This window comes from Mycolicibacter algericus DSM 45454 (assembly GCF_002086455.1).
In the GTDB taxonomy this organism is placed as follows: Bacteria; Actinomycetota; Actinomycetes; order Mycobacteriales; family Mycobacteriaceae; genus Mycobacterium; species Mycobacterium algericum.
Window position 1 is genome coordinate 88,590 of record NZ_MVHC01000004.1, and the last position, 26,075, is coordinate 114,664.

A 26,075-nucleotide genomic window follows, 5' to 3' on the forward strand; every position below is an offset into this window, starting at 1 on the left:
CGCCCCGTGTCCCGCCGTGATGCGCTGCGGTACGGCTCCGCGGCGTCGCTCGCCGGGTTCGGCGCGGCGGCCGCCGGCGCCGGCGCGCCCCGGGCCTCGGCCGCCGCTCCCACGCTGATCGACTACGCGATGCGCCAGATTCCGGCGCAGGATATCCGGGCCGCCGGCCATGCCGGGGTGATCAACTACGTGTCGACGTCGCGGCCCGGCTCCAACTTCGGCGCCAAGCCGATCACCCGGCCCTACGCCGAGTCGCTGACCGCTGCCGGGCTGGTGATCGTCAGCAACTTCCAGTACGGCAAGCCCGGCGGGACGGCACCGTCGGACTTCACCCGCGGCTACGCCGGCGGCGTCGCCGACGCCCAGACCGCCTGGAACATCCACACCGCGGCCGGCGGTGGTCGCAGTGCACCGATCTTCTTCAGCGTCGACGACGACATCAACCGCGATACCTGGAATAACGTTGCGCTGCAGTGGTTCCGGGGAATCAACTCGGTACTGGGGGTACAGCGCACCGGGATCTACGGCGGCGTCAACGCCTGCCAGTGGGCGGCAGCCGACGGTGTCATCGGAAACTCGCGCACCCCGGGCCACCGCTGGGCGTGGCAGACCCGATCCTGGTCGCGCGGCCAACGATTCCCGGGGGCGGTGCTCTTCCAGCGCATCGTGAGCACCGCGTCAACCCCGGGCCCGATAGTGGGCGGGATCGAGGTCGACGTCAACGACGTGTTGGCCCAGGACTGCGGGCAGTGGAACCTGCACCCGTGACTTAGTCGGTCGGTAGACGCTGCCGCCGGCTCGGCTACTGGTTGGTCGTCAAGAAGAGGCCCAGGGTGAGCAGCACCACGCACGCAATGGACGTCCAGACGCCCAGGCTCGCTGACGCCATGAGTCGGCTCCTGTCTTGTAGTCGGTCGACGGCCAATCTACCGCAGCCCCCTCGACGCCCCGCCCGCCGCGGGCTGGACTACGCGATTTCAAGGGCTCGAGATGCGCCCTCCGGTTGGGATGCTCGTCGGGTGCGATCCCGACGACCGAGGAGGCAAGGATGAGCTTGGACAACGCCCTACGAACTGAGCCCGAGCTGGTTCCGTCGCGCTACGCGGTGCAGGTCGGCGACATAGAAGTCCTGGTGATCAGCGACGGGGTGCTACCGATCACCGCCTCGACGATGGCCACCAACGTCGACCCGGCCGACCTGGCGCATTGGCTCAGCGACATGTTCCTGCCGCCCGAGGTGATCGACTGGCCCCTGAACGTCGTCGTGGTGCGCAGCGGGGAGCAGACCATCCTCGTCGACGCCGGGCTCGGAATGGAGTTCCCGGACTTCCCGCGGGCAGGGCAGACCGTAGCGCGCCTGGAGGCCGCCGGCATCGACCCGGCGGCCGTGACCGACGTGGTGCTGACCCACCTGCACATGGACCACATCGGCGGACTGCTCGCCGACGGGCTCAAGGCGCGGCTGCGGCCGGACCTGCGGATTCATGTGGCAGCCGCCGAGGCCGAATTCTGGGAGGCGCCCGATTTCTCGGGCACCCGGATGCCCGCCCCGGTGCCGGCCGCGCTGCAATCAATCGCGACCCGATTCCTCGACGACTACCGCTCCCGGCTGGTCCCGTTCGAATCTGAGTACGAGGTGGCGCCCGGCGTGCTGGTCTGCCGCACCGGCGGCCACACCCCCGGGCACAGCGTGGTCCGGCTGGCATCCGGTGGCGACCGGCTGACCTTTGCCGGCGACGCGGTGTTTCAGGTCGGCTTTGAGAACCCGGAGTGGCACAACGGATTCGAACACGACCCCGAGGAGGCCGCTCGCGTCCGGATCCGGCTGCTGCGCGAATTGGCGTCGACGGGCGAGTCCCTGGTGGCCACCCACCTGCCGTTCCCGTCGGTGTGCCGGGTGGGGGTCGCCGGCAACGCCTTCCGGTGCGTACCGGCCGTCTGGGATTACTGACCGCACCTGGCCCGACTCGGCGCGCTCCGGGCTGCTATGAATTGATTAAGGTCCGCGGCAAATAAGCTGAGGATTTCCTGGGTTTCTGTTAGTCTCTCGCCCAACTGGCCTGCCGGCCCGCGCAACTTCGACGAGGGACACGATCGTGACGACAATCAAGAAGTTCCTGTGTGGTGCGACCGTCGCCGGCATGGTCGCCGGGACCGGGGCGGCCGTCGGGGTGCCGTCGGGACTGTCGGCGCTGACCGCAGACTGGCTGCTCGCCGCCGAGCACGTGCTGCTGATCGGCACCGACGGCACCAACCTCTCAAAGATCCTGGAATACGCCTACGGCGACGACAGCGGCTTCAAGACGGCGATGGACCAGGGCATCACCGGAGCCACTAGCGAGGTCAACCACACCACGATCTCCGGCCCGTCATGGTCGACGATCCTCACCGGCGTGTGGGACGACAAACACGGGGTGGTCAACAACCTGTTCCGGCCCGAGCCGTATGACCAGTGGCCGACGGTGTTCAACCTGCTCGAATACCACAACCCGGATATCGAGACCTCGGTGATCGCGGACTGGGACTACATCAACGACATCGGCGCGGCGGGCGGCTACGGCGCCGACAACAACCTGTTCATCCCGTTCCAGGACAGCTGGGCCGACACCGACGCCGCGGTCACCGCGGCGACCATCTCCCAGATCCTGGCGACCACCACCAACCCGGACATCGACACCTTCCTGTTCTCCTATCAGGTGCAGGTCGACGAGGCCGGACACTCGTTCGGCGGCGGGTCGCAAGAGTATGCGCAGGCCGTCATGAACGTCGGGGCCAACATCCAGCAGATCCTGGCCGCGGTCGAGCAGGCCAGGCAGGAGACCGGCGACAACTGGTCGATCATCATCACCACCGACCACGGTCACCAGCAGTCGCTGGGCTTCGGGCACGGCTTTCAGTCGCCCAACGAGACATCGCAGTTCGTCATCTTCGATCAAGCGGGCCACGACGCGACCGACGGCAGCCAGAACCTGAATTACTCCATCGCCGACATCACCCCCACGATCCTGCAACTCCTCGGCGTGCCGCTGCGCTCCGACTTCGACGGCTCCCCGATGAGCACCGACCCGGCCATCCTGGACAGCATCGTCACGCCCACCGATCTCAAGCAGTCGCTGTCCGACGCGATCGCGATGTACGGCTACCCGAACATCGGCAACGACATCATGCTGGGCATCCGCACGGTGGTGACGAGCATCCCCTACGGGATCAACCTGGCCGTCACCGAGATCGACAAATTCCTGCAGTCGATCGTCGACCAGGACATCTTCCTGATCAGCGGTCTGGCCGAGTTCCTCCAGCAGGTCAACAACTTCGTCGGCGGTGCGGTAGTGGACGTGACCGACACGTTGGCACGCGGAGTCGCCTACCTGACCGGCTCGGGAGTCATCGCGCCGACCGACCCGCCACTGCCGCCACCGCCGGGCGGTTCCGAGGCCTCGCTGTTCGACACCCTGTTGTCCGACCACAGCTGGCTCAGCCCCGACGAGGGCAGCTTCGACCTGGCGTCGCTACTCGACTTCAGCGCACTGCTGGACTGATTTCTCACCACGCTCTCGCGGCGGCCGGATGGTGCGTTTCGCCATCGCCAAACGGGTATAGGGCTGCGGTACGGCGCCCGCAGCGGCGCCGGTGGACGGAGGAATCACTGCCGTGGTCGACGACCGATGATGCCGCTTCGACGGCGACGTTCCGGGCTTCACCGGATCACCGAAGGCCTCGGCGAACTCGACGCCGAGGTGTTCGAGGCGATCGCGCACTCGCCGAGCCGGCTCCTGGACGCCACTATGCCGGCGCTGACCCGCGCCGCCGACCACTCGAAACTGTGGCTGGCGCTCGCCGCGGTCATGTCGGCGACCGGCCGGCCGACTGTCCGGCGCGCCGCCGCGCGCGGGGTGGCCAGCCTGGCGATCACCAGTCTGGTGACCAACCAGCTGGTCAAGCGGATCCGGCCCCGCGCGCGCCCCAACGTGATGCTGGTCCCGCTGCTGCGCCGCGCCCATCGGCTGCCGCGGTCGAACTCGCTGCCGTCAGGCCACGCCGCGAGTGCGGCGGCGTTCGCCACCGGGGTCGGGCTGGAGAGTCCGCTGCTGGGTCTGCCCATCGCCGGGTTGGCCGGCCTGGTCGGCCTGTCCCGGATCGCCACCGGCGCCCACTATCCCGGTGACGTGCTCGCCGGCCTGGGCATCGGCGCGGCGATCTCGGTGCTCGGCGCGCAACTGGTGCCGCCGATCACGTCGCCGCCCCCGCCACACGCCGACGCGCTGCGGGTGCGCTGTCCCGCGCGTCCCGACGGCGCCGGCGTGACCTTGGTGGTCAACCCCCGCTCCGGCGGCGGACGGGCGGGCGAGGTCGCCGAGCAGGTGCGCGGGGCGCTGCCGGCGGTCACGGTGATCGAACTCGGCCCGGACGACGACGTGACCGAGGCGTTACGGCGCGCGGCCGATTCCGCCGAGGTGCTGGCGATCGCCGGCGGCGACGGGTCGGTGGCCGCGGCGGCCGGGGTGGCGGTGGAACGCGACCTGCCGCTGGCGGTCTTCCCGGGCGGCACGTTGAACCACTTCGCCAAGGACATCGGCTGCGACACCACCGCCAAAACCGTTGCGGCCGTGGCCGACGGCGACCTGTCTCGCGTCGACGTGGTGCGGTTCAACGATGCGGCGACCGTGGTCAACACCGCCAGCATCGGCGCCTATCCGGCGTTCGTGCGCCGGCGAGAACGGTTGCAGCACAAGGTCGGCAAACCATTGGCTAGTGCTTACGCGATGCTGTTGACATTGCGTCGCGAACAGCCGGTGCGCATCGCCTACGACGACAAGACGCTGCAGACGTCGCTGTTCTTCCTCGGCAACTCGGTGTATCTGCCGGCCGGCTTCGCTCCGGCCGTCCGGCACCGGATGGACGACGGGCTGTTGGACGTGCGGATCCTCGAGGTCGGTCGGCCGTGGTCCACGCTGCGGATCGTCGCGGCCCTGCTGACCGGGCGGCTGCAGCGCAGCCGGCTCTACCACGAGCTGCGGGTTCCCCGCTTCCGGTTCACCGCCCCCGACGGCCCGGTGCCGATCGCCCGCGACGGCGAAGTCGACAGCCCTTGTTCAGAAGCCGAATTCAGTGTTTGCTACCGCGCGCTGCAGGTTTTTCGGCCGCTGCCGCCGAGCCCGCGGTGAGCAGGCGGCCGGCCAATCCGTGAACGGTTGATCAGACCATCGGGAACCAGGCGTCGAGGGTGTCCTCGACGCCGGCCCAGTCGATGCCCATCCAGTCGGTGAAGAAACCCTCGATGTTGCCGAAGGCGTTGTAGACCAAGGCCACCAGCGAATTGAAGAAGGCTTCCAACGAGGCGCTGTCGAGCAGGCCGTTGCCGAACGCGGCGAGCCAGGCGCTGAACTGGTCGATGTCACCGGATATGTCGATGTTGGTGATCAGACCGTCGGCGATGGCCGTGTGGTCGGCGACCTGCTCCGGGGTGAGCCCCAGGTACATGACGTGCTCGTAGAACAAGCCGAGTATCGAACTGGAACTCGCGTCGGCGACCGGGTCACCCGGGAAGGTGTAGATGGTTGCCGCGAACGCGTCGTTCGGGGTCTGGTTGCCGTTCAGGATCGGCATGTCGAAAAGCCGGTCCCACAGCGTGTCGCTCTCGTTGCCCGGCCAGGTGCCGCTCGCATCGGAGGGGTCACCGATGAATACGAAGTGCAGCAACTGCGGGTCGATGCCGTCGTGGGCCAGCTGCGTCATGGCGATCGAGGCGGCCGTGGCGCCCTGCGAGTAGCCGAACACCCACAGCGGGTTGTCGGCGTCGTAGGCGTCCGGGTTGGCGTCGAGCTCGGCGTGCACCGCGCGAACGATCTCGGCGGCCCCGACGAAGCTGCTGTGGCCCTGCAGGATGAGTTGCGGGGTGGTCAGCACCTGCAGCGGCGCATCACAGCCGCCGGCACCGATGACGCACACCGTCGGATCGTCGCCGGCGTCGAAGCCCAGCGGCTGCAGGAACAGATCCGCCGCGGTCTGGGCGAACGTCGCCGACGGGGTGGACAACATGGTGCCGCCGACGAAAATGGCGGTGTCGGACAGCAGCGTCACCCGCGCGAGCGTCGTCTGGACGACCGGGGTTCCCACCACGCCGGCGGCGATCGCGCTCGCGACGGCGATCGGAGCGAAAGCTTTGGTTACGTTCATTGCGACACACCTAAGGTTTATGTAGCGGCCGGCCAAAGAGCATGAAGCGCTGATAATCGCATTCTTGTCTCACGAGAGTCAACGACGACGCGACCGGTTCGGCGCCCGGTGACCGGCACATCCGTGGCAACACCGCATTGACTTCGCTGCGGCGCCCTTGCCATGATCGCCCTCAGCCGACGCTTTTCGTTTACTCGTGGGATTTTCAGTTCTCGCGGCAGCGGCGGCGCGAAGCGTGACTCCGATGACGAGCGAACGGGAGCGACCAGTGATGCTGACCAAGGCCTTCGCGCCGATCGCGATCGCCGGCACCGTGGCAGGCGGGTTGCTCGCCGGCCCGCCGGCCTACGCCGCGCATGCCGACATCAACCTGCTGGCCGGCACCGCGTTCTTCGTCGGCCCCACCACCTTGTCCACCCCGTCGCCGACATTCACCCAGACCGCGGCGGATCTGTTCCTGCAGCCGCTGGGGTTCGACGCCGGTGATGATCCGACCTCGTGTGTGGTCGGCATCGGCGACTGTGACGCGCCGCTACGGGTCCTGTCCACCCCTGCCCTCATCCAGCAGGGCCACAGCAGCTTCGTCGGGGCCGCCGAGATCGTTCGGGCGGTGCACGCCGAGCTCGACGCGAATCCGGACGCCTACGACGCCGACAACCCGCTGTGGGTGTTCGGCTGGTCGCAGGGCGCCACGGCCGGTTCGATCGCGATGGCGCAGCTGGCCCACGACGGCATCGACCCGGAGCTGGTGCACTTCGTGTTCATCGGCAACCCGGTCGGTGCGGACACCGCGTCGACGGATATGGGCGGGGCCTCCTCGTCCGACCTTTTCGACACGGGTCTGCTGTCTGGCGTGCAGACCCCGAACGACTGGTTCACGGTCACCGACTACACGATCCCCGGCGATCCGGTCACCGACCCAGCCTCCACCTCGGCGTTGGGGTTGTTCTACGAACACATGATGTACCTGGGGCTCACCCCCGACCAGGTGGCCAACCACATCGCCACCACCGACGGCATGATCACCGACATCGACATCTCCGGCGATTTCGACCAGTTCGACGCCTGGCTCAACGCCTGGAGCCACGGCCTGATCGACAGCGGCTGGTGGGAAGGCATCTTCTACTCGGTCGTGGCGTTCTTCTACAGCGCGTTCGGCAACATCGAGGACTTCTTCGGCGACTGGCTGGGCATCGACTGGGGTGGGGTCGAGGACACCCTCGACTTCTGGTTCCCAGTAGAGCCGTAACGCGTCTCGGTCGACGGGCTACTGTGCGTAGGCCGGAGTCTTCGTGTCACTGCCCAGACCGGAATCGCCGTTCCGGACACTTGCCGGCGGTTGCTCGACGCGCCAGCGCGGCAAAGCCTCGGGGTACGTGCGTTGCAGCCACTCGACCATCCCCTCACGAACCGCGCATCTGAGGTTGAACAGCGCACCGGAATCGGCCGCGCTCACCGTGATCCGCACGCGCAGGTAGCCGTCGACGGCGTCGGTGACCACCAGCCCGCTGGATCGACCATCCCACAAGTCGCTCGCTGCGAGCAGTCGGTTCAACTCGGCGCGCATCGCATCGACCGGTGCCGTGAGGTCGACGTCGAGTTGCACGGTGCCGAGCAACTCCGTCGTTCGGCGGGTCCAGTTCTCGAAGGGAGTCTTGGTGAAGTACGTGGTGGGAAGGATCATGCGTCGCTCATCCCAGATCTGGACCACGACATAGGTCAACGTGATCTCCTCGATGCGGCCCCACTCGCCTTCGAGCACGACGACGTCGCCGACCCGGACGGCGTCGGAAAACGAGATCTGCATGCCGGCGAACACCGAGCCCAGTGAGGTCTGCGCGGCCAGGCCGGCGACCACCGAGAGGATCCCGGCCGACGCGAACATCGTCGTGCCGATCTGGGTGAAGGACGGAAAGGTCATCAGCGCCGCGGCCGCGCCGAGCACGACGACGACGGCGACCGCGAGCCGCCGCAGCGTGGTGATCTGCGTCTTGACCCGCCGCTGCAGCCGATCGGCGTCGCTTACCTGCAATCCACCGCCCACGAAGCGGGCGATGGCGCGCCGCTCCGCCAGCAGCGTCAACGCGGCAAACAGCCACGTCATGGCGGCAATCATCAAGATGCGGAACAGGTGATCGATCCAGCCACGGGCCGGTACCGATGCCGGGACGGTGGCCTCGAAGGCGATGCGCGCGGCGATCACCATCAGGATCACCCGAACCGGCATTCGGGTCAAAGCCGCGAAGTCGGTGACGAGGCCGCTACGCCGGCTGACGCGCTGCAGCAGCCAATACAGCGCCCAACCCAGCGCCCAGGCCCCGGCTACCGCACCCGCCAGCCACGCCGCGGTGGCAGCAAGGTGGATCGCGGAACCTCGATCGAGTTCGTCTGGCATAGCCATATCACCTCTTTCGGTCGGATTCGGATCGGCCGCGAGTCCAGGCGTGATCGCCGTTGCTGCGCCGATGCTGCTTAAGCGGTTGAGGCTCTCCCCAGGCCCAAGACGCAGTCGCCTCCTCGTTCCCTATGGCTAGACCTGTTAAACACTTGCAGAGCCGATGAATTCGACGCCCGCGCGAATCGCGGGGCGATGCCGCAGGATCCGGAAATGCGCCAGCCGGCCGAGCCCCTGCGTCGTCATCAACCGTGCCCCCGGCCAGGACGCGACGATCTTTTCACTCGTCACATAGGGCGTCTCGGGGTCGTCGGGGTCATGGATCAGTAGCAGCGGCGGGTAGTCGGTCTTCTCGGCGATCCGGACCATGTTGGTGTCCTCCAGCGACATGCCGATACGGCGTTCCAGACGCCGGTGCAGGCCGGCGCGTATCCGCCGGCCGAAGCCGTGGCGCGCGGCGAACAGATCCAGGTAGATCGGGAACTCGCCCATCGGCGCGAGGAACACCAACCGCCCGACCGTCGTGCCCCATGACGCCGCGAAGGCGGTCGCATTGGACCCCAGCGAGTGGGCGACGACCGCGCGGGCCGGCCCGTGCGTTCGGATCATGGCGGCGACCGCTTCGGCGCACTCGATGGCGGTAGTGCGGCCGGGGGCGAGGACGCCCGGATCGGACTCGTTGTGGCTGGGCAGGTCGAACGCGATCACGCGGTGCCCGGACTCGACCAGCGGTTTGATGAACATGCCGAGGTGCGGGCGCCGCCCGCCCCAGCCGTGCACCAGGTAGACCGGTGGCCCCTCGCCCCAGGCCTCGCCGACGATCCGGTGCCCGTTCCAGTACGCCTCCAGTGGCTCGCCGGGCTTGACGCCGGGCGGCATCCGCAGGCTGGACTCGATGATCGGGGGGGTGCACCACAGTTCGACCGCCCACCGCGACCCGATACCGGGCGCGAGTCGCTCCAGTAGCCAGAACGCCCGACGCACCTTGGTGGCCACCGGGGGCTGCACACCGGAGCCCTCGACATCGAGAACGATGGGGTTTGGCGGACTGGCGTCACTTCGAGCGGGCGGGGTGTTCGTTGGCTCCGGCACATATCGAGGGTAACGAGAGGATCCGGTATGCAGCCATCCTCCAGCTGGTGCTGGTTCACGTCGCTACCGTCGATGCTGTGACCGTGTCGCCATCGCATATCAGGCGGGCTTGCGCGGTGGCAAGCATCGCGCTCGCGCTTGCCGCGACCCCGTCCTGCGGTCACGCGGTGCGTCAACCGCCGCTGGCCAGTACTCCGTCGACCACCGTGCCGGTCATCCCTCGTGACGACGCCCCCTACACACCTCGCGATGAGTTGGTCGCTTCGGTCTCCCAGCTGATGAACGAAGCAATTGCGGTACCCCGGCTGCCGGGTGCGGTGGTCCGGATCGGGCACGCCGGCACGACCGTCTTCAGTCAGGCGTTCGGGGCGCGCAAACTCACGGACGAACCCGGTCTCGACGGCGCCCCCTCCCCCGCCGAGCCGATGACCGAGGACACGATCTTCGACATCGCGTCGTTGACGAAGTGCCTCGCCACGGCCGTCGCCGTCCTGCAGCTCTACGAACAGGGCCGGGTCCGGATCGACGAACCCGTCCAGACGTACCTGCCCGAGTTCTACGAGACCAACGACCCCCGGCGCGCCCAGGTGACGCTACGGATGCTGCTCACCCACACCTCGGGCATCGGAGGCGACTTAAGCCACCAGGGCCCGTGGGGCCTGACCGATCCCGACAAATCCGGTGGCGTGCATCGGGCACTGACCGCACCGCTGGAATTCGGGCCCGGCGAGATGTTCCACTACTCGGACATCGGTTTCATCATTCTGGGCGCGCTGGTCGAGACGATGAGCGGCCAATCGTTGGACACCTACGTACAGGACAACATCTTTGCGCCGCTGGGCATGACCGACACCCGCTATCTGCCCGCTTCCACAGCCTGTGGTCCACATCAGATCCGCGGTACGGCCATCGTTTTCGACGCGAGCGCATCTCACGGCGGCGACTGCTCAGCGGGTAGCTGGAGCACCGGCCTGTTGGCGCGCATCGCGCCGACGGCGCATGACGAAGACACGCCAGGGATCAACCCCGCCTACGACCAACTGCTACGTGGCACCGTGCAGGACCCGACGGCCCGCCGCATGGGCGGGGTGGCCGGCAGCGCCGGAGTGTTCTCCACCGCCGGGGACATCGGCAGGTACGACCAGGCGCTACTCGATCGGCTCGCCGGGCGCTCGAGCCCGTTTCCGCTACAGAAATCGACCCTGGAAGTGATGACCACACCCCAGCAACCCGGGCACGACGCCACCCAGCTGGTGGCCGCGAACGCCGCGGCGCAACAGGCGAATGCAATGTCGACCAATAGCGCCGATCCCCTGCTCGCCGTGAACTATCCGGCGATCAGCGGTCAGGAGCTGCGTGGTCTCGGCTGGGACATCGATACGCCGCACTCCCGGCCGCGCGGCATGCTCTTTCCGATCGGCAGCTTCGGGCACACCGGATTCACCGGCGTGACGCTGTGGATCGACCCCGGGTCGGACACTTACGTGCTAGTGCTCGCCAACGTGATCCATCAGCGCGGCGGTCCGCCGATCGCAGGGCTCAGCGGCGACGTGGCCACCGTGACCGCCCGGGCGCTGCATCTGTACGGCAGCTGACGGGCCGGCTGCCACCCCGTGGCGGCGCCACCGATAATGGCCGGGTGGCTGACCGCAACCTGCCTGCTATCCCCGTCATCGCGCTGACCGGTTATCTCGGGGCGGGCAAGACCACGCTGCTCAACCATGTGCTGCGAGCGCCGGGTGCACGAATCGGCGTCGTTATCAACGACTTCGGCGAACTCAATGTCGACGCCGGCCTAGTCACCGGCCAGGTCGACGAACCGGTATCCATCGCCGGCGGGTGCATCTGCCATCTGCCCGATGAGGGCGGGCTGGACGACGCGCTGGAGAAGCTGGCCGACCCGAAGCTCGCGCTCGACGCGATCATCATCGAGGCCAGTGGGGTTGCCGAACCCGCGGACGTCTCGCGGGTGATTCGGTTCAGTGGAGTGGAGCGGATACGCCACGGCGGTGTTGTCGACGTCATCGATGCAGCGGAACACTTCGACACCGTCGATACCCGGTCGGCCCCGCCGCAGCGCTACGGGGTGGCCTCCCTGGTCGTGGTCAACAAGTTGGATCGGATCGCCGAGGAGTCCCGCGTCGAGGCCCTTGGTCGGGTTGAAGCCCGGGTACGCGAACTTAATCCCCACGCTCACGTGGTGGGTGCGGTGGCCGGGCGTGTGGATCCCCGGCTGCTCTACGACGTCAGCGACGGCGATGCGTCCGGACAGATGTCGTTTCGGGAGCTGCTCCTCGACGAGGCCCTCGGCGCCCACGATGAGCACCACGACCACATGCACGCGACGTCGGTCACCGTCGTCGGCGACGGCGCCGTTGACCCGGGACCACTCATCGACCTGCTCGAGCAGCCACCTCGTGGCGTCTACCGGATGAAGGGCACCGTCGCGATCGGCAAGCGCCACTATCTCTTTAATGTGGTCGGGACGTCTGTGCACGTGATGACCGCCCCGGTGGCCGCCGGAGCCAGCCACCTCGTCGCGATTGGCACACACCTCGACACCGAGGATGTCCGCGCGCGGATGGCGGAGGCTTTACGCCCGTGTTCGGGGAAAGTGGCCGCTTCCGGGATGCGGCGGTTACAGCGGCTGCGGCGCTACAGCATCTAGGTCTCACGCTCCGACGTGGGCTGCTGTGCTGTGCGACCGACGCCCATCGGCAACGTGTGCCCTGATCGCGCCAGTACCCTGGGGAAGTCCGCTATTTTGGTTCCCGGAAATAGGGTTCAACCGTGCCGTTGAGCTTGACGATCATAGGATTTCCGCGGCGATCCTTCGCGGTTGGGACTTCGAGGCGCACCCAGCCCTCGGCCACGTTGTACTCGTGAATATTGGTCTTCTCGACCCCATTGAAGCGAATACCCACGTCGCGGCGCAGCACCTCTTCGTCATAGAAGGCGCTGCGCGGATCGATGGAGAGCTGGTTGGGTGGAACGTCTGTGCTTTGGTCCTCGGGCATGGTGACTTCCGTTGAATGCTGCGTTAGCTGATTGGGTTTGATTCTCAAAGAATCTACGCGACTCAGCAGTAGCAGGGGTGCGCGCGGGCCGGTGGCGGCCGCGCATCGGGCCCATTCGCGACATAACACCAAGATAGCTAGTCGGCTGTCACTTCGCCTCCGTATACCCCGCCGCGGGCACCCCTCGTCCCAACCGGTGAGCACGCCCACACGGCGGCCCGGACCAGCGGCGCGGATACTGCGGCGGTGATCCTCGCAACGTCGGACCCTGCCGCTCCTAAGCAAATTGACTGTGCCGCAACATAACTGGAGCAATGGTCACCACCTACTTTCCACCGAACGGTGTGCCAGCAGCCGGGCACCCGACCAAAACAGGATCGTTCGTGGGTCTATCCGTCTCGCGGGTGAGGCTGCGCTCACAAAACGGGAAATCCCTTAGGCCGGCGGTTAGGGTTAGCCACGTCTTACGCGTTCACCACGAGCGTCGGGTCCGCCTGCGAGTCGATCGACCACGCCACGATCCTGCGGCTGAACGCATCGAGCACCGTGCAGCACCACATTCACCCCTCTCGGGTGCGGTATTGGGTGATGTCGGGGAACCGCAGCGGGTTTGGACGAGTTCCGTGGAACTTGCAGTCTCTCAAGACTTGGGCGGCATGAAGGAGCGCTTCGGATGCCGCTGATCCTCCCCGTTCTGATTGGCCGACATCCGCAAGCCCGCCTACCGTGGCCTCGTTGATTACGCGCTCGTTGCGGCTGGAGGTGGGCATTGTTCGGCTCGGCTGACGGTGGCTTCAAGAACGCAGCTGCACGGCGGCACTATCTGGCAACTTATGACGGGGTGCGGACACTGAGCCCCCTACCTGACGTCGTTCACGATGTCCCAACGGAGTTCGGTGTCGTTCGGGTGTACCAGCATGGACCCGACCGGGGCGTCCCCGTCGTCCTGATACACGGCTTCTTCCTCACCTCGTCCATGTGGTGGGCGCAGATAGGCGGCTTGGCAGACAGTTTCACTCTCTACGCCGTGGATATGTTGGGCCAGCCCGGAGCAAGCCTCCAGTCGAAACCCATGCCCACTCCGGCGCACAGCGCGTGCTGCATCGACGAAGTCCTGGCCGGGCTGGGTCTGCACGGTGTACACCTAGTCGCTCATTCGTGTGGTGGCTGGCTCGCTACTCATACCGCGGCCCTTACGCCAAATCGGTTGGCTACGTTGACACTTATCGATCCAGCCAGCACAGTGACACGGCTCTCGGCAAAGTTCTGGCGAAGTCTTGCGCTCCTGCTGACATGTCCACAGTCAGCCCGCGCCAGGCGCGCCGCAGAATGGGTGACCGGCGACCCCGCACCGGGCAGCTCCATCGACATGCTCACCGGTTTGTTTGTCGCTGGATTCACTGCCTTTGCAACGCCCGTGCGCACACCGCCACTTCGTTTCTCGGGGAGCCATCTGCTGCGCTCCGTGCAGCTTCCCGTCCAGGTCCTTCTGGCGGGCGACTTAATACACGCGTCGGGTAAGGCGGTTCACCGGATCCAATCAGTGGTACCGCGCTGGCGATACCGCTTGTGGCCGAATGCTTCGCACGCTTTGCCAGCCGAGATGGCTGGCGAGGTGAACGATTGCATCCGCCAGTTCACCATCGGAAGCAGCAGTTGCCTTTAACTGCACGCACGGGCCGACCCGGGATGTCGCGGCTTATCAGCACGGCGGCTGAGCCGCCGTGCGAACCGGCGTCGTCGCGGTCCGGATCGGCGCTCCCGCAGCCCCGAGAGCACCCACTTCCAGGGCGTGGGGTGCGCTGCGCTCATGCGAGCCGGGACACCAGTCTGGCCAGCGCTAGGGGCAAGCGGATGATGCGGCGTTGCAGGCGCAGGAGTCCAAACGCCGAGGCGTCCGCGGCGATACGGTAGTGGTGCTCAGCCATGGCCAGGCTGTGCGCTGCATCTGCGCGCCACCCCAGCCGACCCGACACGACGTGGCACATCGCTTCGGTACGATAGACGTTGCCCATCTCAAGGGACCGATTATCGAATCGGAACAATTCCAGGGCCGTCGCGATATCCGATTGCCAGTCGCACGTGGAATCTAGCCGGACTTTGACCGCGGCGAGCAGCCGATGTAGGTGTCCTCGCACCCAAATGTCACTCGCGTCGGCATCCAGGGAGGCGAATGCACGCTGCAGCTGCACCTTGGCGGGCCGGACTAGTCCGAGTCCGTCCAAAGCGCGGGCCAGGCGCGCACGGGCGAACGGATCGACGCGCCCTCGTCTGGCCATCAGCATGACCGCCGTCACGTGGAAGGGCAGGCCGATCACCCGCTTGAAGGGATTTAGCCCGCCTCCGATTCTCTCGATGACGTCGCCAAGCGTCGAGAGGTCGTGCGGGTCAGCGGTCATGATGCAGATCGCCGCCTGAATCAGCGCCGCGTTCAGTACTTTTCGGGAGGCCTGTCGCTGTTCGACCATCGCCCGTCGAAACGCAAGGACATCGTGCGGATCGTCGCGCCTTATCCTACTGGCCCACGCGTCGAGCACCACCTGATCCTGGGGAGCCCTGAGCTGGTGCCGAAAGCTCAGATGGGCGATCGCGGTGCGGGCGTGCGGGACACTCAATCGATCGATTACGCTCTGCGTCGGCGTGACGCCGGAGGGTGTGACGTCCTGCTCGCGGCTGTGGCTGGGCCAGCGTTGCCGGCCGAATGCCGCGTCAAACCCTCCTGGGTACAGGATCACCGGCCGTCGCCGCGCCAGGGCTTCGAGGGTCTGGGCCGTTTCCGGAGCCGGGTCGTGGCCCGCGAGCAGTACTCGCACCGGGCCTGACCCCTCGGCCAGAGCCGAAAGGATGTCGGGATCGGTTGCTGACCAGCCGAGCGCGACGACCTCGTCGCGCAGTACGTCGGCGACGAGCCGATGTTCGTCGGTCGGCAGCCGCAACTCGAAGCGGTTCAGCGTGTGCCGCAACGAGCGCACTGCGGTCGCGGTTCCATGGACGTGCAGCACGTGCGCGAGGCGGGGTGGCTCGCCAGTGACCCATTGCGTGAGTGGGGAACCGTACACCGCTGCGGCATCTTCGATGAGCTCGTCGAAGTTGGGGGTCACGACGGTGCGCACCGCGCCCGAGATGACGGCGCGGGCGAGATACTCATGGATGGCGTTAGGTGGTACGCCGTGAATCACGCACTCGACGAGCTGCTGCGCCAGTGCGGGCTGGGCATCGTCGATCGCCTGCAGCGTGGCCTCCAGCTTGATGTCGGTGGTCTCGCCGAGATGTGCGAGGTCGTCCAAGTGCTGGCGCAGATCCGACCGGCCTAATCCGTCGAATCCGAGGTCGGACCTGGCGGCGAGCGCCTTCAGCAGCTCTGTTTTCCACGCCCACGCACCTGGCAGGCGGCTCGGTTCGGGCATGGAGATCCCCGCGCCGGTCAGCACCACCACCGACCGGCCGTGGCCGGACACCGCCGCGGTCAGCTCGGCAATGGGCCTCAGGGGCAGCCCGGTCATCGCTGGGTACTGGGGCGGTCGCGCCGCGCAGCATTCATAGCGGGTCCTCCCATCCCCGGTGGGGCAGGTCGTTGACGAGATGCTTGACCAGTGGTGCGTGACCGCGGTCGGTAATGAGCGTGACGTAATCACCTTCGACAATGATGAGGTCGTCAAGTCCGACCACAGCGTAGCGTCGGTGGGGACTTGTCGGGGACGATGGATGAACAGCGTTGAGTAGTTCAGCGTCGCAACGTCGTCCGCGAGACGGCCGCCCCGAAGTTCGGCGACGGTCGACCACGTGTCGACGTCGTGCCACGAGAACGAAGCCGGCACCACCTCAACGTTGCCCGCCGAGGCCGCGGCCTCGACCAACGCGTCGATAGTTGCGTCTACAGACCTTAGGCAATCGTTGGGCCGCCTGGCTCGATCACGTCGGATCGGTGGCAAGACCCTCGGTCTGGGGAACCCGTCGGCATGGCGGGAGTATGCGCGGTGGGGGCGACAGGCGTCAGCCGTGCGATTGTTGTCGACAAAGAAAGCAACAACAGGGGGCGGCGATGGCCTGGGCTCCTGCGAAGGCAGCTGTAGGACATCTGCTGCGTCCACGTCCATCGCTTTCAGGCGGATGACTGCAACGCGCGAGCGGCAGCAGCTGCCGGGGCCTGGGCCGTCTGATTACCTGGGTCCCGCACGGGTACCCCTCCGACCACCACCGGATGGTCGCCTCCGAACATCCAGCTAAGGGCGTCACAGCGGCCAATTCTCGCAATGCTGACAACCTTGTCCCAATAGATGTCGTTAGTCGCGAGATCGTGAAGCAGGGGGCTCGCCAACACATTCGACAGGCGATGTAGCCGCGTTCGACCGGGACAGTGTGTCCACATGCGCGGGCCGTCGAGCCTGGTGTTGGTCGCCAGAGCGAAGTCCTTGTCGGACCAGTTTCGTTCTGCCATGAGTGTTTTCACGTGATCCCACACCTCGACGGGGATCGTATCAGTGCCTGGTCTCCGGGCCCGGCCTGCCAGTTGGGCTACGACTTCCTTGGCCGCAACGCCGCGCGCGCCATGCACACCAACTTCGTTGAGGAACTTGACTTGATTGGCCGCTCGATCGATCGACAGAAACCAGCAATCGCGGTAGCCGGCTTTTCTCGTCCGCGTGACCCTGGCCTGCACGCCCACCCGGAGAAGCAAATTCACCACGCCATCGATGAGCTGGCGACTGGTCGAGGCATAGTAGACCCTCCCCTGCGCCGTCTTCGTGTCCCAACGCACCGAACCATCGGTGGCCCACAAGTGCCGCAAGAACAAGCTCACCTGCTCGCTCGGTAGTGCGAAAACGGCATCGGGGATGTACTTGTCGTAGCTTCGTAGCCCGAACTGGCCGAGGCGATCCAGCCATTCAGCAATGGGGTTCCGCTTACCACGGGCCAATCGATACGGGGCCGGTAGCCGTAGCGTAGTGACGCGCGCCGCTGGATAATCGTCACGGATCGGTGTCACACCGAAGTGGGCGGCGGCCGCAGTCACCGCCGCAAGATTCGCCTCGTCGACCGACGCGTAACGGATCGGTTGGCGCCGCACGCACGATCCGTCACCGATCATGTGCGCCAATAGGATCACCTCCGAGTCATCCATCGGCTGAGGGTCAACAGGAGTGCCCAGTCGCCGCAAAACACCAATCCGGCTGCCTTTTACCAACTCCGCCACCGGCGCCCAGCCCTCGAGCTTGAGGAGCTGCTGGTCTGAAGCGAGCTCCAACCGCCGGCCCGATGCCAACTCAAGCCGGAGCATCTCCCGGCTCTTCTTTTCGACGTGGCCCGTCGCTTTCCGGTGAACCAGACGGTTGCGGTCGTCTATCGACCACAGCAGCGGTATGCCACGGGTCTCCATCAGTTCAGATAGTGAAATCTCGGAGCCATTGTCTGCCCGAACAACCCGAGAATGCGATGTCGCGGGCACTACGCCTTGCGCACTCAGTGCGGTCTGTGGGTCGTTATCTGCCGACATGCCAACAACTTATCGACGCCCACCGACATCAAGACAACGAATAATGCCCGGGTTGTACTGGTGTAGGGTCTCAGGCCGCGTGTCATTTTGAGACCTTGTGGACTGCGGCGATGAAGGTTGTCTCACGCGGCGTCATCTGGGTTTGTCTCAAGGTTGTGTCACTTCTTCAGGCGACGAGCCCAAGCTCGCCGACGAAGCTCGCTGTAGATGCGTCGGGTGCGTAGTGTACGGCGGTTGGTCCTGGACAGCGAGCGGCGCAAGAGCGCAATTGTCTTGTCTAGGAACGCCGAAACCTGCGCAGGACGTGGCGGAGAGATTCGCGGCGAATCAGTGCGGTGGTGACGAACATGGGAAAGGTGACCGTCCAGGCGAACAGGGAGACTGCCAGTTCATCGCGCAGCCTGCTGTTGTCGATGGGCTGGTGCGAGAGTCGCGCCAGCAGGGCATCGAAGGTGTTGGTGCTGCGGTTCAAGATCGTGATGATCCTGGCGATCGTCTCGATGCGGCGGCGGTGGGCGCTGTCGAATGCAACCGTCACCGCGGTTTGAAGCAACGGCGAGACCGGGCCGAAGTCGGCGCGTGCCAACGCTTCGGCGTAGGTGGTGGCCAGCCATTGCGGGTCATGCGGTGAGCCGAGGGTCTGTTTTTCCTGCGGGTCGGCCGGTGCTTCGATTCCGGAGATCGTCGAGAGCGGAAGGCCGGTGCGTAGCGCCCATTCGCGGTGGATGAAGGTGCAGTAGCGGCAGTCGTGGGCGTGGGATACCGCCAGCATGATGGCTTCTCGGGTTTGGCGGTCCACTGCGCGGCGCAACCAGACATCGGCTCCGATCTTCCATTTGACCCGCCGCAGATCTGCTCGCAACTGAGCGACGGTGTAGGTGCGTTTGTTGAAGACGTCAAAGACGCGATCGGGCGGCACGGCGATCATCGGTTTCGGTCATTGATCTTGTTCAACCCGGCGCTGGGCGGCGCCTTCTGTCAGGATCGTCCAGAGCAGGTCGCTGATCTGTTCGGCGGTTTTGTTCGGCGGATGGTCGGCCGTCCAGTTCAGCGCCCCCAGCCACAGATCTCGCAGGGTGGGGATGTCGATGTCGGCGGCGATGAAGCCGGCGCCGGCGGCCTCGTAGAACAGGCCGTCAAAGAGCGAGAAGAGTCGGTCGTGGAGCAGCGCGGCCCGTTCCCGGTCGCCGCCTTTGAGGGACCGCCAGTCATAGAGCAGAACGTAGAGGGCATCGTTTCCGCTCCACAGCGTCTCAAGGTATGCCGTCATCGCTGCGCGCAGTCGGTCATCGACGCGGTGCTTGCCGGCGATCGCTTGGCGGATCGCATCGGTGGTGCGCTCGACCGCACTTTCCATGACCGCGATCAGCAGCCCCTCTTTTCTGGCGTAGCGGTACTGCAGGCTGCCCAGCAGCATTCCGGCGTCGTCGGCGACCTGGCGGACCGTGGTGGCCAGGTAGCCCTGCGAACGGAAACGCCGTGCGGCGCTGTTGAGGATCTTCGTGCGCGTGTCGCTTGCGCGGTGTCGTGATGTGATGGCCGGTGTCCTTCGGCTTGGGTTTTATGGTGGGATGGCCGGCGGTGGATGGGGTAGGACCGAGTTTTCTACTGTTCGAGAGTGAAGTACAGCACCACCGTGCCGCGCAACGCGGCATGGCACAGATAGCGGTCGGGCGCCATGCTGCGGATCTCTGCTTCCAGCCCGCGCAGGAATCGCGGGTTGTCCGGGCGTTGATACGACAGCCGCGCGGCCTGCTCCCCGTACTGCACGCGGTAGCCGAAACGCTGGAAGCGTCCAGTCGAGGTCAACCAGACGTTGGCGCCGTTGTCGCCGTCAAAGGCCTTGCCGTACCACGGAAACCTCAGATGCGGAGTGATGTAGGCGATCGCCCGTCGCAGTCGGCCCGGCAGTGAGTCAAGAGCGGTAACGGCTGCCAGACGGCCGCGAAACACGCCCTTGAGTGTGTTTTCGGGCGGTGCGGCCAACTGGTCGAACAGCTGTTCGCAGTCGGCCATCGTGCGCAGCGACACACTGACGTCATCCTCCGGTGCGGCGTCGTGCCCGGGGTGGGACATCAGGCGGCCTGCGCGTCGTCGGGCGCCTGACCGGCGGTGAAGACGCGGAACTCGCGAAGCAGCCGCAACGGCGACTTGCGCAGAATGAGACTCAGCGCCGGCACCAGGAGGGGACCCAAGGTCAACAGCCCAGCCGTGATGATCAGTTCGGCGGCCAGTGATTGCGAAGCCGGTTCACCGCGTAGGCGGCACAGCAAGGCATCCATGGTGTTTGCAGATCGGTTAACGATGGTCATCACCAGCGCGACGGCCTCGATGTTGCGGCGCTCACCGGCGTCATGGTGGCGGGCCGTGTCGGCGACGATCTCAGCCGGCAGCGTCCCGAAGTCGTTTTCGGCCAGTGATCTCGCGTAGACAAGCGCGCTCCACCTGCCACGATCGAAGTCCGCGGGATCGGTGCCTTCCAGTTGCGCGATTTCGTCGTCGGACGCACCGGTGCGGATGGCCCATTCCTGGTGGATGTAGCTGCAGTACCGGCAGCCGTTTGCCCGGGCAACGGTCAGCATGACCTGCTCCCGCAGGCTCGGATCCATCCGGTGCAGTCCCCATACCAGCCCCGCGCGCGGGGCGAGCGGGATGAACCGCACGAGAGCTGCGGCCAGTTGGCGCAGCGTATAGGTTTTCCCAATCGGTTTTCCGCCGGCTCGTGCCGGCTTCTTGGTGAACAGCATGTCCAGCTCTCCCTTCAGAGTTTCTGTTTACCCGGTGCGGCTCTTCGGCGGTGTCACGAGCCGACCCCTATCATCAGCGCGGCCTGCCGTTCGGCCATCGCCGCAATCCCCAGCGACGGAGGCACCCCGGGGGCGGCCGGGTAGATAGAGCCGTCTGCGATGAAGAGCCCCGGGTGACCGAAGACCTCCCCGCAGTGGTCGATCACTCCGTCGTCGAGTGAAGCCCCGATCGCCGCGCCCCCAACCGGGTGGACGGTGACCAATCGTCGGCTTCGTTGTCCGCCGGGCCAGTTCCCACGGAACCACGACGGCTGGTAGGCCTCGGCGATGCGTTTGACCCGGGCGTCGGTCTGCGCATAGAAATCGGTGTTGCTGGCCTTATACGCCGGGGCGAACGGGACACCGTCGGCGGCATGCAACCGAATCCCGGGCTCGCGGCCCGTCGCGAACAGAAACACGGTTTCAGACAGCCAGCGGCGTACCGGTCCCGGTAGCGGGAGCTGGGCAACCGGTGGTGCGGCCTCGCCGACGAATCCGCCGTCGGCCAGGCGGTGCACGTTCTGAAACATGGCGTGCCGCCCCTCATGGGTGGCCGGAAGCGCTCGGCTCAGCATCGCCAGATAGTCCCCGTTACCGGAGAAGTTCTTGCCCAGCGCGGGCGGCAGAGCGGGCATGCTGCGGTGTGTGTCGCGGGCGGCGAACAACAGGCGCAGCGTTCCGACCGTTCCGGCGGCCAACACCAGACGCGGTGTGACGATCACATGATCGGTTCCGCGGTGGTGGTCGCGCCATGCCACGTCGTAGCGGTGGTCGGTCCCGCCGATCGCGGTCACCTCGCACAGCGCCCGGATATCGGCGCCGTGCCGCCGCGCCAACGCAAGATAGGTCTGATCCAGTGTGGTCTTGGCGGTGTGTTCACATCCGATGACGCAGGCACCACAGGCCCGGCACGTCTGTTGCGGGTTGCCGACCGCGTTGTTGCGCCACTGTGGAGCAGCGGGGTCGCCGAACTGGATGCCCATTACGGGTGCTTCAGCCGACCCCAGGCCTGCGCGGGCGAGCCCGCGGGCGAAGACCTCCCGCGAGGCAACCGGATACGGCAACGATTGCGGGCGCTGGATCGCTTCAACCATCTCGAAGTAAGACGCCATCTCGGCATCGGAGATCTCATCGGGAAAGTACTGGTCGAAGAATCCGGCCGCCGGCCGCGCCTGATATCCCGCGTAGACCAGGGAACCGCCGCCGACACCGCTGCCGACCACGACCGTGACTCCGGGCCACAGATGCACGTCGAACAACCCGGTCGGACGCGACCACAAAACCCGCTGCCCGCGATCGTTGGCCCTGGTCAAACCTCGGAGAAATCCGGGCATCTTCGACAGGCCACGCGGAAATGGTCGGGTGACTTCCGCATCCCGAGAATCGCCGCCCGCGCCCCACCACGGTCCGCGTTCCAGGACAAGTACCGTCATCCCGGCTTCGGCCAACCGTGCGGACATCACCGCACCGCCGAACCCGGAGCCGACCACCACCGCATCAAAGTCGCTGGCGGGCTGGGACATATTCCTGGCCAACGGATTACCGACTCGTCCGAATCTGGCTGACCCCGCGCGTCACCCTGGGATGACGAACCATCCCGGCTTTCATCGAGTGCGTCTCCGGCCTATTTCCGCAGACCGTATCTCCGGCGGCGTCCGGCGGTCTCGACGAGAACGCCCCCGATCCTTGGTCATGCGACTAAATGTTAGGGCGGGGCCGACCGCAATGCAACCACCCGTAATTCTTGGCGATGGAGCGACTACCACGGCGAAGGGTGGCTGGTGCGTACCTGACCCGAGGTAAACCCCTTTTTCCGAGAAGTACGGTGGGTCGGCATCCACTCACGGCATATGCGCATATCTGCATGACACGTTGGTGAGACATATGACAAGGAGATGACACCGGCGCTGAGAATATGACACGGAGCGTGAGACCCTACAACTGGCACTCTCTAGTGCGCCATGTTCGTAAACCGCGACAGGTGCAGCTGGTGCGCCACCGTCACCGTCTTCGTCGGCCCGTTGCGGTGCTTGGCCAGGATCAGGTCCGCTTCGCCGCCGCGCGGGTCGTCACGCTCGAACGCATCGGGCCGGTGCAACAAGATCACCATGTCGCTATCCTGTTCGATACTGCCCGATTCACGTAGATCAGCTAACATTGGCTTTTTGTCGGTGCGCTGCTCGGGGCCGCGGTTGAGCTGGCTGAGCGCAACCACCGGCAGTTCCAACTCCTTCGCCAACAGCTTCATCTGCCGAGAGAACTCCGAGACCTCCTGCTGTCGCGACTCGACCTTTTTCCCCGATGTCATCAGTTGCAGATAATCGACCACCACCATGCGCAAGTCGGCTTTCTGCTTGAGCCGGCGGGCCTTGGCGCGGATCTCCATCATGGTCAGGTTGGGCGAATCGTCGATATACAGTGGCGCCTCACTGATCTCGCTCATCCGCCGCGCCAGCCGGGTCCAGTCGTCATCGGTCATCCGGCCCGAACGCATGTCCCCGAGCTTGATCTTCGCCTCGGCCGAGAGCAGCCGCATGACGATCTCAGTCTTGCTCATCTCCAGCGAGAAGATGACGCTCGGCAGCTGGTGTTTGATCGAGCACGATCGCAAAAAATCTAGTGCCAGCGTCGATTTGCCCATACCCGGCCTGGCCGCGATCACGACCATCTGCCCCGGGTGCAACCCGTTGGTCACCTCGTCCAGATCGATGAAGCCCGTGGGCACACCGCGCGCGATCCCGCCGTGGGAGGCGATCGCGTCGATCTCGTCCATGGTGGGCTGCAGCAGGTCTTCGAGCGGCACGAAGTCCTCGGAGAGCCGGCGGTCGGCGACGTCGTAGATCTCGGCCTGGGCGCGGTCGACGATCTCGGCCACATCGGCGCCCTCCGCGCCGGCGTAGCCGTACTGCACCACCCGGGTGCCGGCCTCCACCAGCCGGCGCAGCAGCGCCTTCTCGGCGACGATGCCGGCGTAGTAGCCGGCGTTGGCCGCCGTGGGCACCGTCGAGATCAGCGTGTGCAGATACGGGGCGCCACCCACCCGGCGCAGCAGGCCGCGGCGGTCGAGTTCGGCGGCCACCGTCACCGGGTCGGCCGGCTCGCCGCGGCCATACAGATCCAGGATCGCGTCGTAGATGTTCTGGTGCACCGGACGGTAGAAGTCGCCGGGCCGCACCCGCTCCAACACGTCGGCGATGGCGTCCTTGCTCAGCAACATCCCACCGAGCACCGACTGTTCGGCGGCGACGTCCTGGGGCGGCTGGCGGCCGACATCCTCGCGCGGCGGCTCCTCGAGCTCAGAGTGCCCGCGGTCGTCGACCACTGCCATACGCCCCACCTCCCTCAGCGTGACTCGAACGTCTGTTCGGCTCGCTGCCCCAACCGTAATCGTGGGCACCGACATCGCCGGTCCCGTCGTGCCGGCTTGACGCTAGGCGTTGCTGGCGGCGCCACCAAACGGCCTTGTTCACAAAGGTGTGGATGAAGTGTGCATACCGGACCTTCACTTGTTTGGGACCGTGGGGAAGACCTGTGGATCATTCATCGCTGGTTAGGTATCACTGCAGGTAAGCGCACCACACTGCGGTGTCGTCGTTGTGGAAGACAATCTCTTCGGCGTGTCGGCTCAGGTTGCGGTCTTGGGCGTGTTGCCTGACGCGGAGGTAGACGGCGCTCCACGACCGGGTAAATAGCACCAGGACTTCACACCGGCCGAAAAGTTAGCCAGAGTTAACCGGCCTTAACCGGATTCGGGCACAGCGGCGCCCCGGCGGAGCCGATCAGGGCGCCACCGGGGCAGCTGGGAATGCTAGTTCGCCGCGGCGACGTCGAGCGTGACGTCGACGTGGACCTCGGGGTGCAGGTGCACCGATACCGGGTGGCTGCCGATCGCCTTGATGTGCGCCTTGGGTAGCCGCACGATCCGCCGGTCGAGGTTGGGCCCGCCCGCCTTCTTGATGGCGGTGACCACGTCGCCGGCGGTCACCGAACCGAACAGTTTGCCCGAGTCGGCGGCGGTCTTCATCGGCAGCGTGACCGGGCCCAGCGCGTCGAGGGCCGCCTTGAGCTCCTTGGCGTGGTCCAGGTCGCGCACCTGCTTGGTCTCGCGGGCCCGACGGATGTCGTCGGCCTGCTTCTGCGCGCCGCGCGTGGCGAGGATAGCCAGGCCCCGCGGGAGCAGGTAGTTGCGGCCGTATCCGTCCTTGACCTCGACGGTGTCTCCGGCCGCTCCGAGGTGGTCCACCTCAGCGGTCAAAATCAGCTTCATCGTTTCGTACTTTCTCGGCTGGGACGGTCGGCTAGCGGGCCGACGAGGTGAAGGGCAGCAACGCGACCTCGCGGGCGTTCTTGACCGCGAGCGCGATGTCGCGCTGGTGCTGAACGCAGTTGCCGGTCACCCGCCGGGCGCGGATCTTGCCCCGCTCACTGATGTAGGTGCGCAGCAGCGAGGTGTCCTTGTAGTCGATCTCCTGCTTCTTGTTCGAGCAGAACGCGCACTTGCGCGTCTTGATCGGCTTCTCGGGAGCCGGGCGCCGCTTGTTGGATTTGGCCATCTATCTATCTCTTTCGTGCTGTGTGGTTCGGTTGTCTAGAAGGGCGGTTCGTCGTCGGCGCCGCCGAAGGAGCCGGACGCCGGAGCACTGCCCCACGGGTCTTCCGCGGGCGCGCCGCCGGACTGGGCCATCGGGGCCGCACCCGCTGCGGCACCGCCGCCCGCGCCGAAGCCGCCACCGCCACCACCGCGACTGACCTTGTTGATCTTGGCGGTGGCATACCGCAGCGAGGGGCCGACCTCGTCGACCTCGATCTCGTAGACGGTGCGTTTCTCGCCCTCGCGGGTTTCGAAGGACCGCTGCCGCAGCCGGCCGGTGACGATCACCCGCGATCCGCGGGTGAGGCTCTCGGCGACGTTCTCCGCGGCCTCACGCCAGATGTTGCACCGCAGGAACAGCGCGTCGCCGTCCTTCCACTCACCGCTCTGCCGGTCGTAGATCCGCGGGGTGGACGCCACCGTGAAGTTGGCGACCGCCGCCCCCGACGGGGTGAACCGCAGATCCGGGTCCGCGGTCAGGTTTCCGACGACGGTGATCGTGGTGTCACCAATAGCCACGGGG

23 protein-coding genes are annotated in these 26,075 nt (G+C 66.2%); 8 read left to right on the top strand and 15 right to left on the bottom strand.

Annotation, left to right across the window (positions count from 1 at the left end):
* Positions 1–6: 6 nt before the first annotated feature.
* The 4 genes from BST10_RS05460 to BST10_RS05475 all read left to right on the top strand — a co-directional run bounded on the left by BST10_RS05460 (position 7) and on the right by BST10_RS05475 (position 5,165).
* On the top strand, positions 7–768 hold the full coding sequence (locus BST10_RS05460) for a DUF1906 domain-containing protein (protein WP_083036914.1): 762 nt from the start codon (positions 7–9) through the stop codon (positions 766–768).
* 280 nt (positions 769–1,048) lie between these two features.
* Complete coding sequence (locus BST10_RS05465) at positions 1,049–1,951, top strand: MBL fold metallo-hydrolase (protein ID WP_083036917.1); 903 nt, start codon at positions 1,049–1,051, stop codon at positions 1,949–1,951.
* Between the two features lie 145 nt (positions 1,952–2,096).
* A complete protein-coding gene (locus BST10_RS05470) occupies positions 2,097–3,539 on the top strand; it encodes an alkaline phosphatase family protein (protein WP_083036920.1) in 1,443 nt (480 codons plus the stop codon).
* Positions 3,540–3,665: 126 nt separating this feature from the next.
* Positions 3,666–5,165: a bifunctional phosphatase PAP2/diacylglycerol kinase family protein gene (locus BST10_RS05475; RefSeq protein WP_083036923.1), complete on the top strand. Its 1,500-nt coding sequence runs from the start codon at positions 3,666–3,668 to the stop codon at positions 5,163–5,165.
* A 31-nt stretch (positions 5,166–5,196) separates the two neighbouring features.
* On the opposite strand, the gene BST10_RS05480 is transcribed toward BST10_RS05475, so the two are convergent.
* Positions 5,197–6,177 (bottom strand): PE-PPE domain-containing protein, encoded by a 981-nt coding sequence (locus BST10_RS05480; protein WP_013831217.1) that lies wholly within the window; start codon positions 6,175–6,177, stop codon positions 5,197–5,199.
* Between the two features lie 244 nt (positions 6,178–6,421).
* On the opposite strand from BST10_RS05480, the gene BST10_RS05485 reads away from it, so the two are divergent.
* The gene (locus tag BST10_RS05485; RefSeq protein WP_235673663.1) at positions 6,422–7,426 is read left to right on the top strand and encodes a PE-PPE domain-containing protein; all 1,005 of its coding nucleotides are present in this window, start codon (positions 6,422–6,424) and stop codon (positions 7,424–7,426) included.
* Positions 7,427–7,444: 18 nt separating this feature from the next.
* Here the strand turns inward: BST10_RS05485 and BST10_RS05490 are convergent, their stop codons facing one another.
* The gene (locus BST10_RS05490; RefSeq protein ID WP_083036927.1) at positions 7,445–8,572 is read right to left on the bottom strand and encodes a mechanosensitive ion channel family protein; all 1,128 of its coding nucleotides are present in this window, start codon (positions 8,570–8,572) and stop codon (positions 7,445–7,447) included.
* Positions 8,573–8,716: 144 nt separating this feature from the next.
* The gene (locus tag BST10_RS05495; protein WP_085975795.1) at positions 8,717–9,607 is read right to left on the bottom strand and encodes an alpha/beta fold hydrolase; all 891 of its coding nucleotides are present in this window, start codon (positions 9,605–9,607) and stop codon (positions 8,717–8,719) included.
* A gap of 173 nt (positions 9,608–9,780) precedes the next feature.
* Between BST10_RS05495 and BST10_RS05500 the strand changes: the two genes are divergently transcribed.
* A complete protein-coding gene (locus BST10_RS05500; RefSeq protein WP_371869180.1) occupies positions 9,781–11,259 on the top strand; it encodes a serine hydrolase domain-containing protein in 1,479 nt (492 codons plus the stop codon).
* 59 nt (positions 11,260–11,318) lie between these two features.
* Complete coding sequence (locus BST10_RS05505) at positions 11,319–12,332, top strand: CobW family GTP-binding protein (protein WP_041320433.1); 1,014 nt, start codon at positions 11,319–11,321, stop codon at positions 12,330–12,332.
* Between the two features lie 91 nt (positions 12,333–12,423).
* On the opposite strand, the gene BST10_RS05510 is transcribed toward BST10_RS05505, so the two are convergent.
* Positions 12,424–12,681, bottom strand: a complete 258-nt coding sequence (locus BST10_RS05510) for a DUF3297 family protein (RefSeq protein ID WP_013831223.1) — start codon at positions 12,679–12,681, stop codon at positions 12,424–12,426.
* Positions 12,682–13,588: 907 nt separating this feature from the next.
* On the opposite strand from BST10_RS05510, the gene BST10_RS05515 reads away from it, so the two are divergent.
* Positions 13,589–14,347: an alpha/beta fold hydrolase gene (locus BST10_RS05515; RefSeq protein ID WP_264079745.1), complete on the top strand. Its 759-nt coding sequence runs from the start codon at positions 13,589–13,591 to the stop codon at positions 14,345–14,347.
* A gap of 142 nt (positions 14,348–14,489) precedes the next feature.
* Here BST10_RS05515 and BST10_RS05520 read toward each other — a convergent pair whose 3' ends face one another.
* The 11 genes from BST10_RS05520 to BST10_RS05570 form a co-directional block, all read right to left on the bottom strand.
* Complete coding sequence (locus BST10_RS05520; RefSeq protein WP_133054405.1) at positions 14,490–16,184, bottom strand: SIR2 family protein; 1,695 nt, start codon at positions 16,182–16,184, stop codon at positions 14,490–14,492.
* 599 nt (positions 16,185–16,783) lie between these two features.
* Positions 16,784–18,175: an LAGLIDADG family homing endonuclease gene (locus BST10_RS05525; RefSeq protein WP_083036934.1), complete on the bottom strand. Its 1,392-nt coding sequence runs from the start codon at positions 18,173–18,175 to the stop codon at positions 16,784–16,786.
* A 277-nt stretch (positions 18,176–18,452) separates the two neighbouring features.
* On the bottom strand, positions 18,453–19,103 hold the full coding sequence (locus tag BST10_RS05530) for a carboxymuconolactone decarboxylase family protein (RefSeq protein ID WP_083036937.1): 651 nt from the start codon (positions 19,101–19,103) through the stop codon (positions 18,453–18,455).
* Between the two features lie 9 nt (positions 19,104–19,112).
* Positions 19,113–19,712 (bottom strand): TetR/AcrR family transcriptional regulator, encoded by a 600-nt coding sequence (locus BST10_RS05535; RefSeq protein ID WP_083036941.1) that lies wholly within the window; start codon positions 19,710–19,712, stop codon positions 19,113–19,115.
* 68 nt (positions 19,713–19,780) lie between these two features.
* Positions 19,781–20,251, bottom strand: a complete 471-nt coding sequence (locus tag BST10_RS05540; RefSeq protein ID WP_083036944.1) for a hypothetical protein — start codon at positions 20,249–20,251, stop codon at positions 19,781–19,783.
* Positions 20,251–20,922: a carboxymuconolactone decarboxylase family protein gene (locus tag BST10_RS05545; protein ID WP_083036947.1), complete on the bottom strand. Its 672-nt coding sequence runs from the start codon at positions 20,920–20,922 to the stop codon at positions 20,251–20,253. The genes BST10_RS05540 and BST10_RS05545 overlap by 1 nt, the downstream gene beginning before the upstream one ends.
* A 53-nt stretch (positions 20,923–20,975) precedes the next feature.
* A complete protein-coding gene (locus BST10_RS05550; RefSeq protein WP_083036950.1) occupies positions 20,976–22,484 on the bottom strand; it encodes a GMC oxidoreductase in 1,509 nt (502 codons plus the stop codon).
* Positions 22,485–22,912: 428 nt separating this feature from the next.
* Positions 22,913–24,289, bottom strand: a complete 1,377-nt coding sequence (dnaB, locus tag BST10_RS05555; RefSeq protein WP_013831225.1) for a replicative DNA helicase — start codon at positions 24,287–24,289, stop codon at positions 22,913–22,915.
* 480 nt (positions 24,290–24,769) lie between these two features.
* Positions 24,770–25,228 (bottom strand): 50S ribosomal protein L9, encoded by a 459-nt coding sequence (gene rplI, locus BST10_RS05560; protein WP_013831226.1) that lies wholly within the window; start codon positions 25,226–25,228, stop codon positions 24,770–24,772.
* A 31-nt stretch (positions 25,229–25,259) separates the two neighbouring features.
* The gene (gene rpsR, locus BST10_RS05565) at positions 25,260–25,514 is read right to left on the bottom strand and encodes a 30S ribosomal protein S18 (RefSeq protein WP_013831227.1); all 255 of its coding nucleotides are present in this window, start codon (positions 25,512–25,514) and stop codon (positions 25,260–25,262) included.
* A gap of 35 nt (positions 25,515–25,549) precedes the next feature.
* The gene (locus BST10_RS05570) at positions 25,550–26,071 is read right to left on the bottom strand and encodes a single-stranded DNA-binding protein (protein WP_013831228.1); all 522 of its coding nucleotides are present in this window, start codon (positions 26,069–26,071) and stop codon (positions 25,550–25,552) included.
* Between the last annotated feature and the right edge of the window lie 4 nt (positions 26,072–26,075).

Excerpts from the sequence above, each read along its gene's own strand:
- BST10_RS05525 (WP_083036934.1), bottom strand. The coding sequence starts at position 18,175 with ATGTCGGCAGATAACGACCCACAGACCGCACTGAGTGCGCAAGGCGTA.
- BST10_RS05490 (WP_083036927.1), bottom strand. The coding sequence starts at position 8,572 with ATGCCAGACGAACTCGATCGAGGTTCCGCGATCCACCTTGCTGCCACC.
- BST10_RS05475 (WP_083036923.1), top strand. The coding sequence starts at position 3,666 with ATGATGCCGCTTCGACGGCGACGTTCCGGGCTTCACCGGATCACCGAA.
- BST10_RS05520 (WP_133054405.1), bottom strand. The coding sequence starts at position 16,184 with ATGACCGGGCTGCCCCTGAGGCCCATTGCCGAGCTGACCGCGGCGGTG.
- BST10_RS05480 (WP_013831217.1), bottom strand. The coding sequence starts at position 6,177 with ATGAACGTAACCAAAGCTTTCGCTCCGATCGCCGTCGCGAGCGCGATC.
- BST10_RS05530 (WP_083036937.1), bottom strand. The coding sequence starts at position 19,103 with ATGATCGCCGTGCCGCCCGATCGCGTCTTTGACGTCTTCAACAAACGC.
- BST10_RS05465 (WP_083036917.1), top strand. The coding sequence starts at position 1,049 with ATGAGCTTGGACAACGCCCTACGAACTGAGCCCGAGCTGGTTCCGTCG.
- rpsR (WP_013831227.1), bottom strand. The coding sequence starts at position 25,514 with ATGGCCAAATCCAACAAGCGGCGCCCGGCTCCCGAGAAGCCGATCAAG.
- BST10_RS05510 (WP_013831223.1), bottom strand. The coding sequence starts at position 12,681 with ATGCCCGAGGACCAAAGCACAGACGTTCCACCCAACCAGCTCTCCATC.
- dnaB (WP_013831225.1), bottom strand. The coding sequence starts at position 24,289 with ATGGCAGTGGTCGACGACCGCGGGCACTCTGAGCTCGAGGAGCCGCCG.
- BST10_RS05485 (WP_235673663.1), top strand. The coding sequence starts at position 6,422 with ATGACGAGCGAACGGGAGCGACCAGTGATGCTGACCAAGGCCTTCGCG.
- BST10_RS05545 (WP_083036947.1), bottom strand. The coding sequence starts at position 20,922 with ATGCTGTTCACCAAGAAGCCGGCACGAGCCGGCGGAAAACCGATTGGG.
- rplI (WP_013831226.1), bottom strand. The coding sequence starts at position 25,228 with ATGAAGCTGATTTTGACCGCTGAGGTGGACCACCTCGGAGCGGCCGGA.
- BST10_RS05540 (WP_083036944.1), bottom strand. The coding sequence starts at position 20,251 with ATGTCCCACCCCGGGCACGACGCCGCACCGGAGGATGACGTCAGTGTG.
- BST10_RS05550 (WP_083036950.1), bottom strand. The coding sequence starts at position 22,484 with ATGTCCCAGCCCGCCAGCGACTTTGATGCGGTGGTGGTCGGCTCCGGG.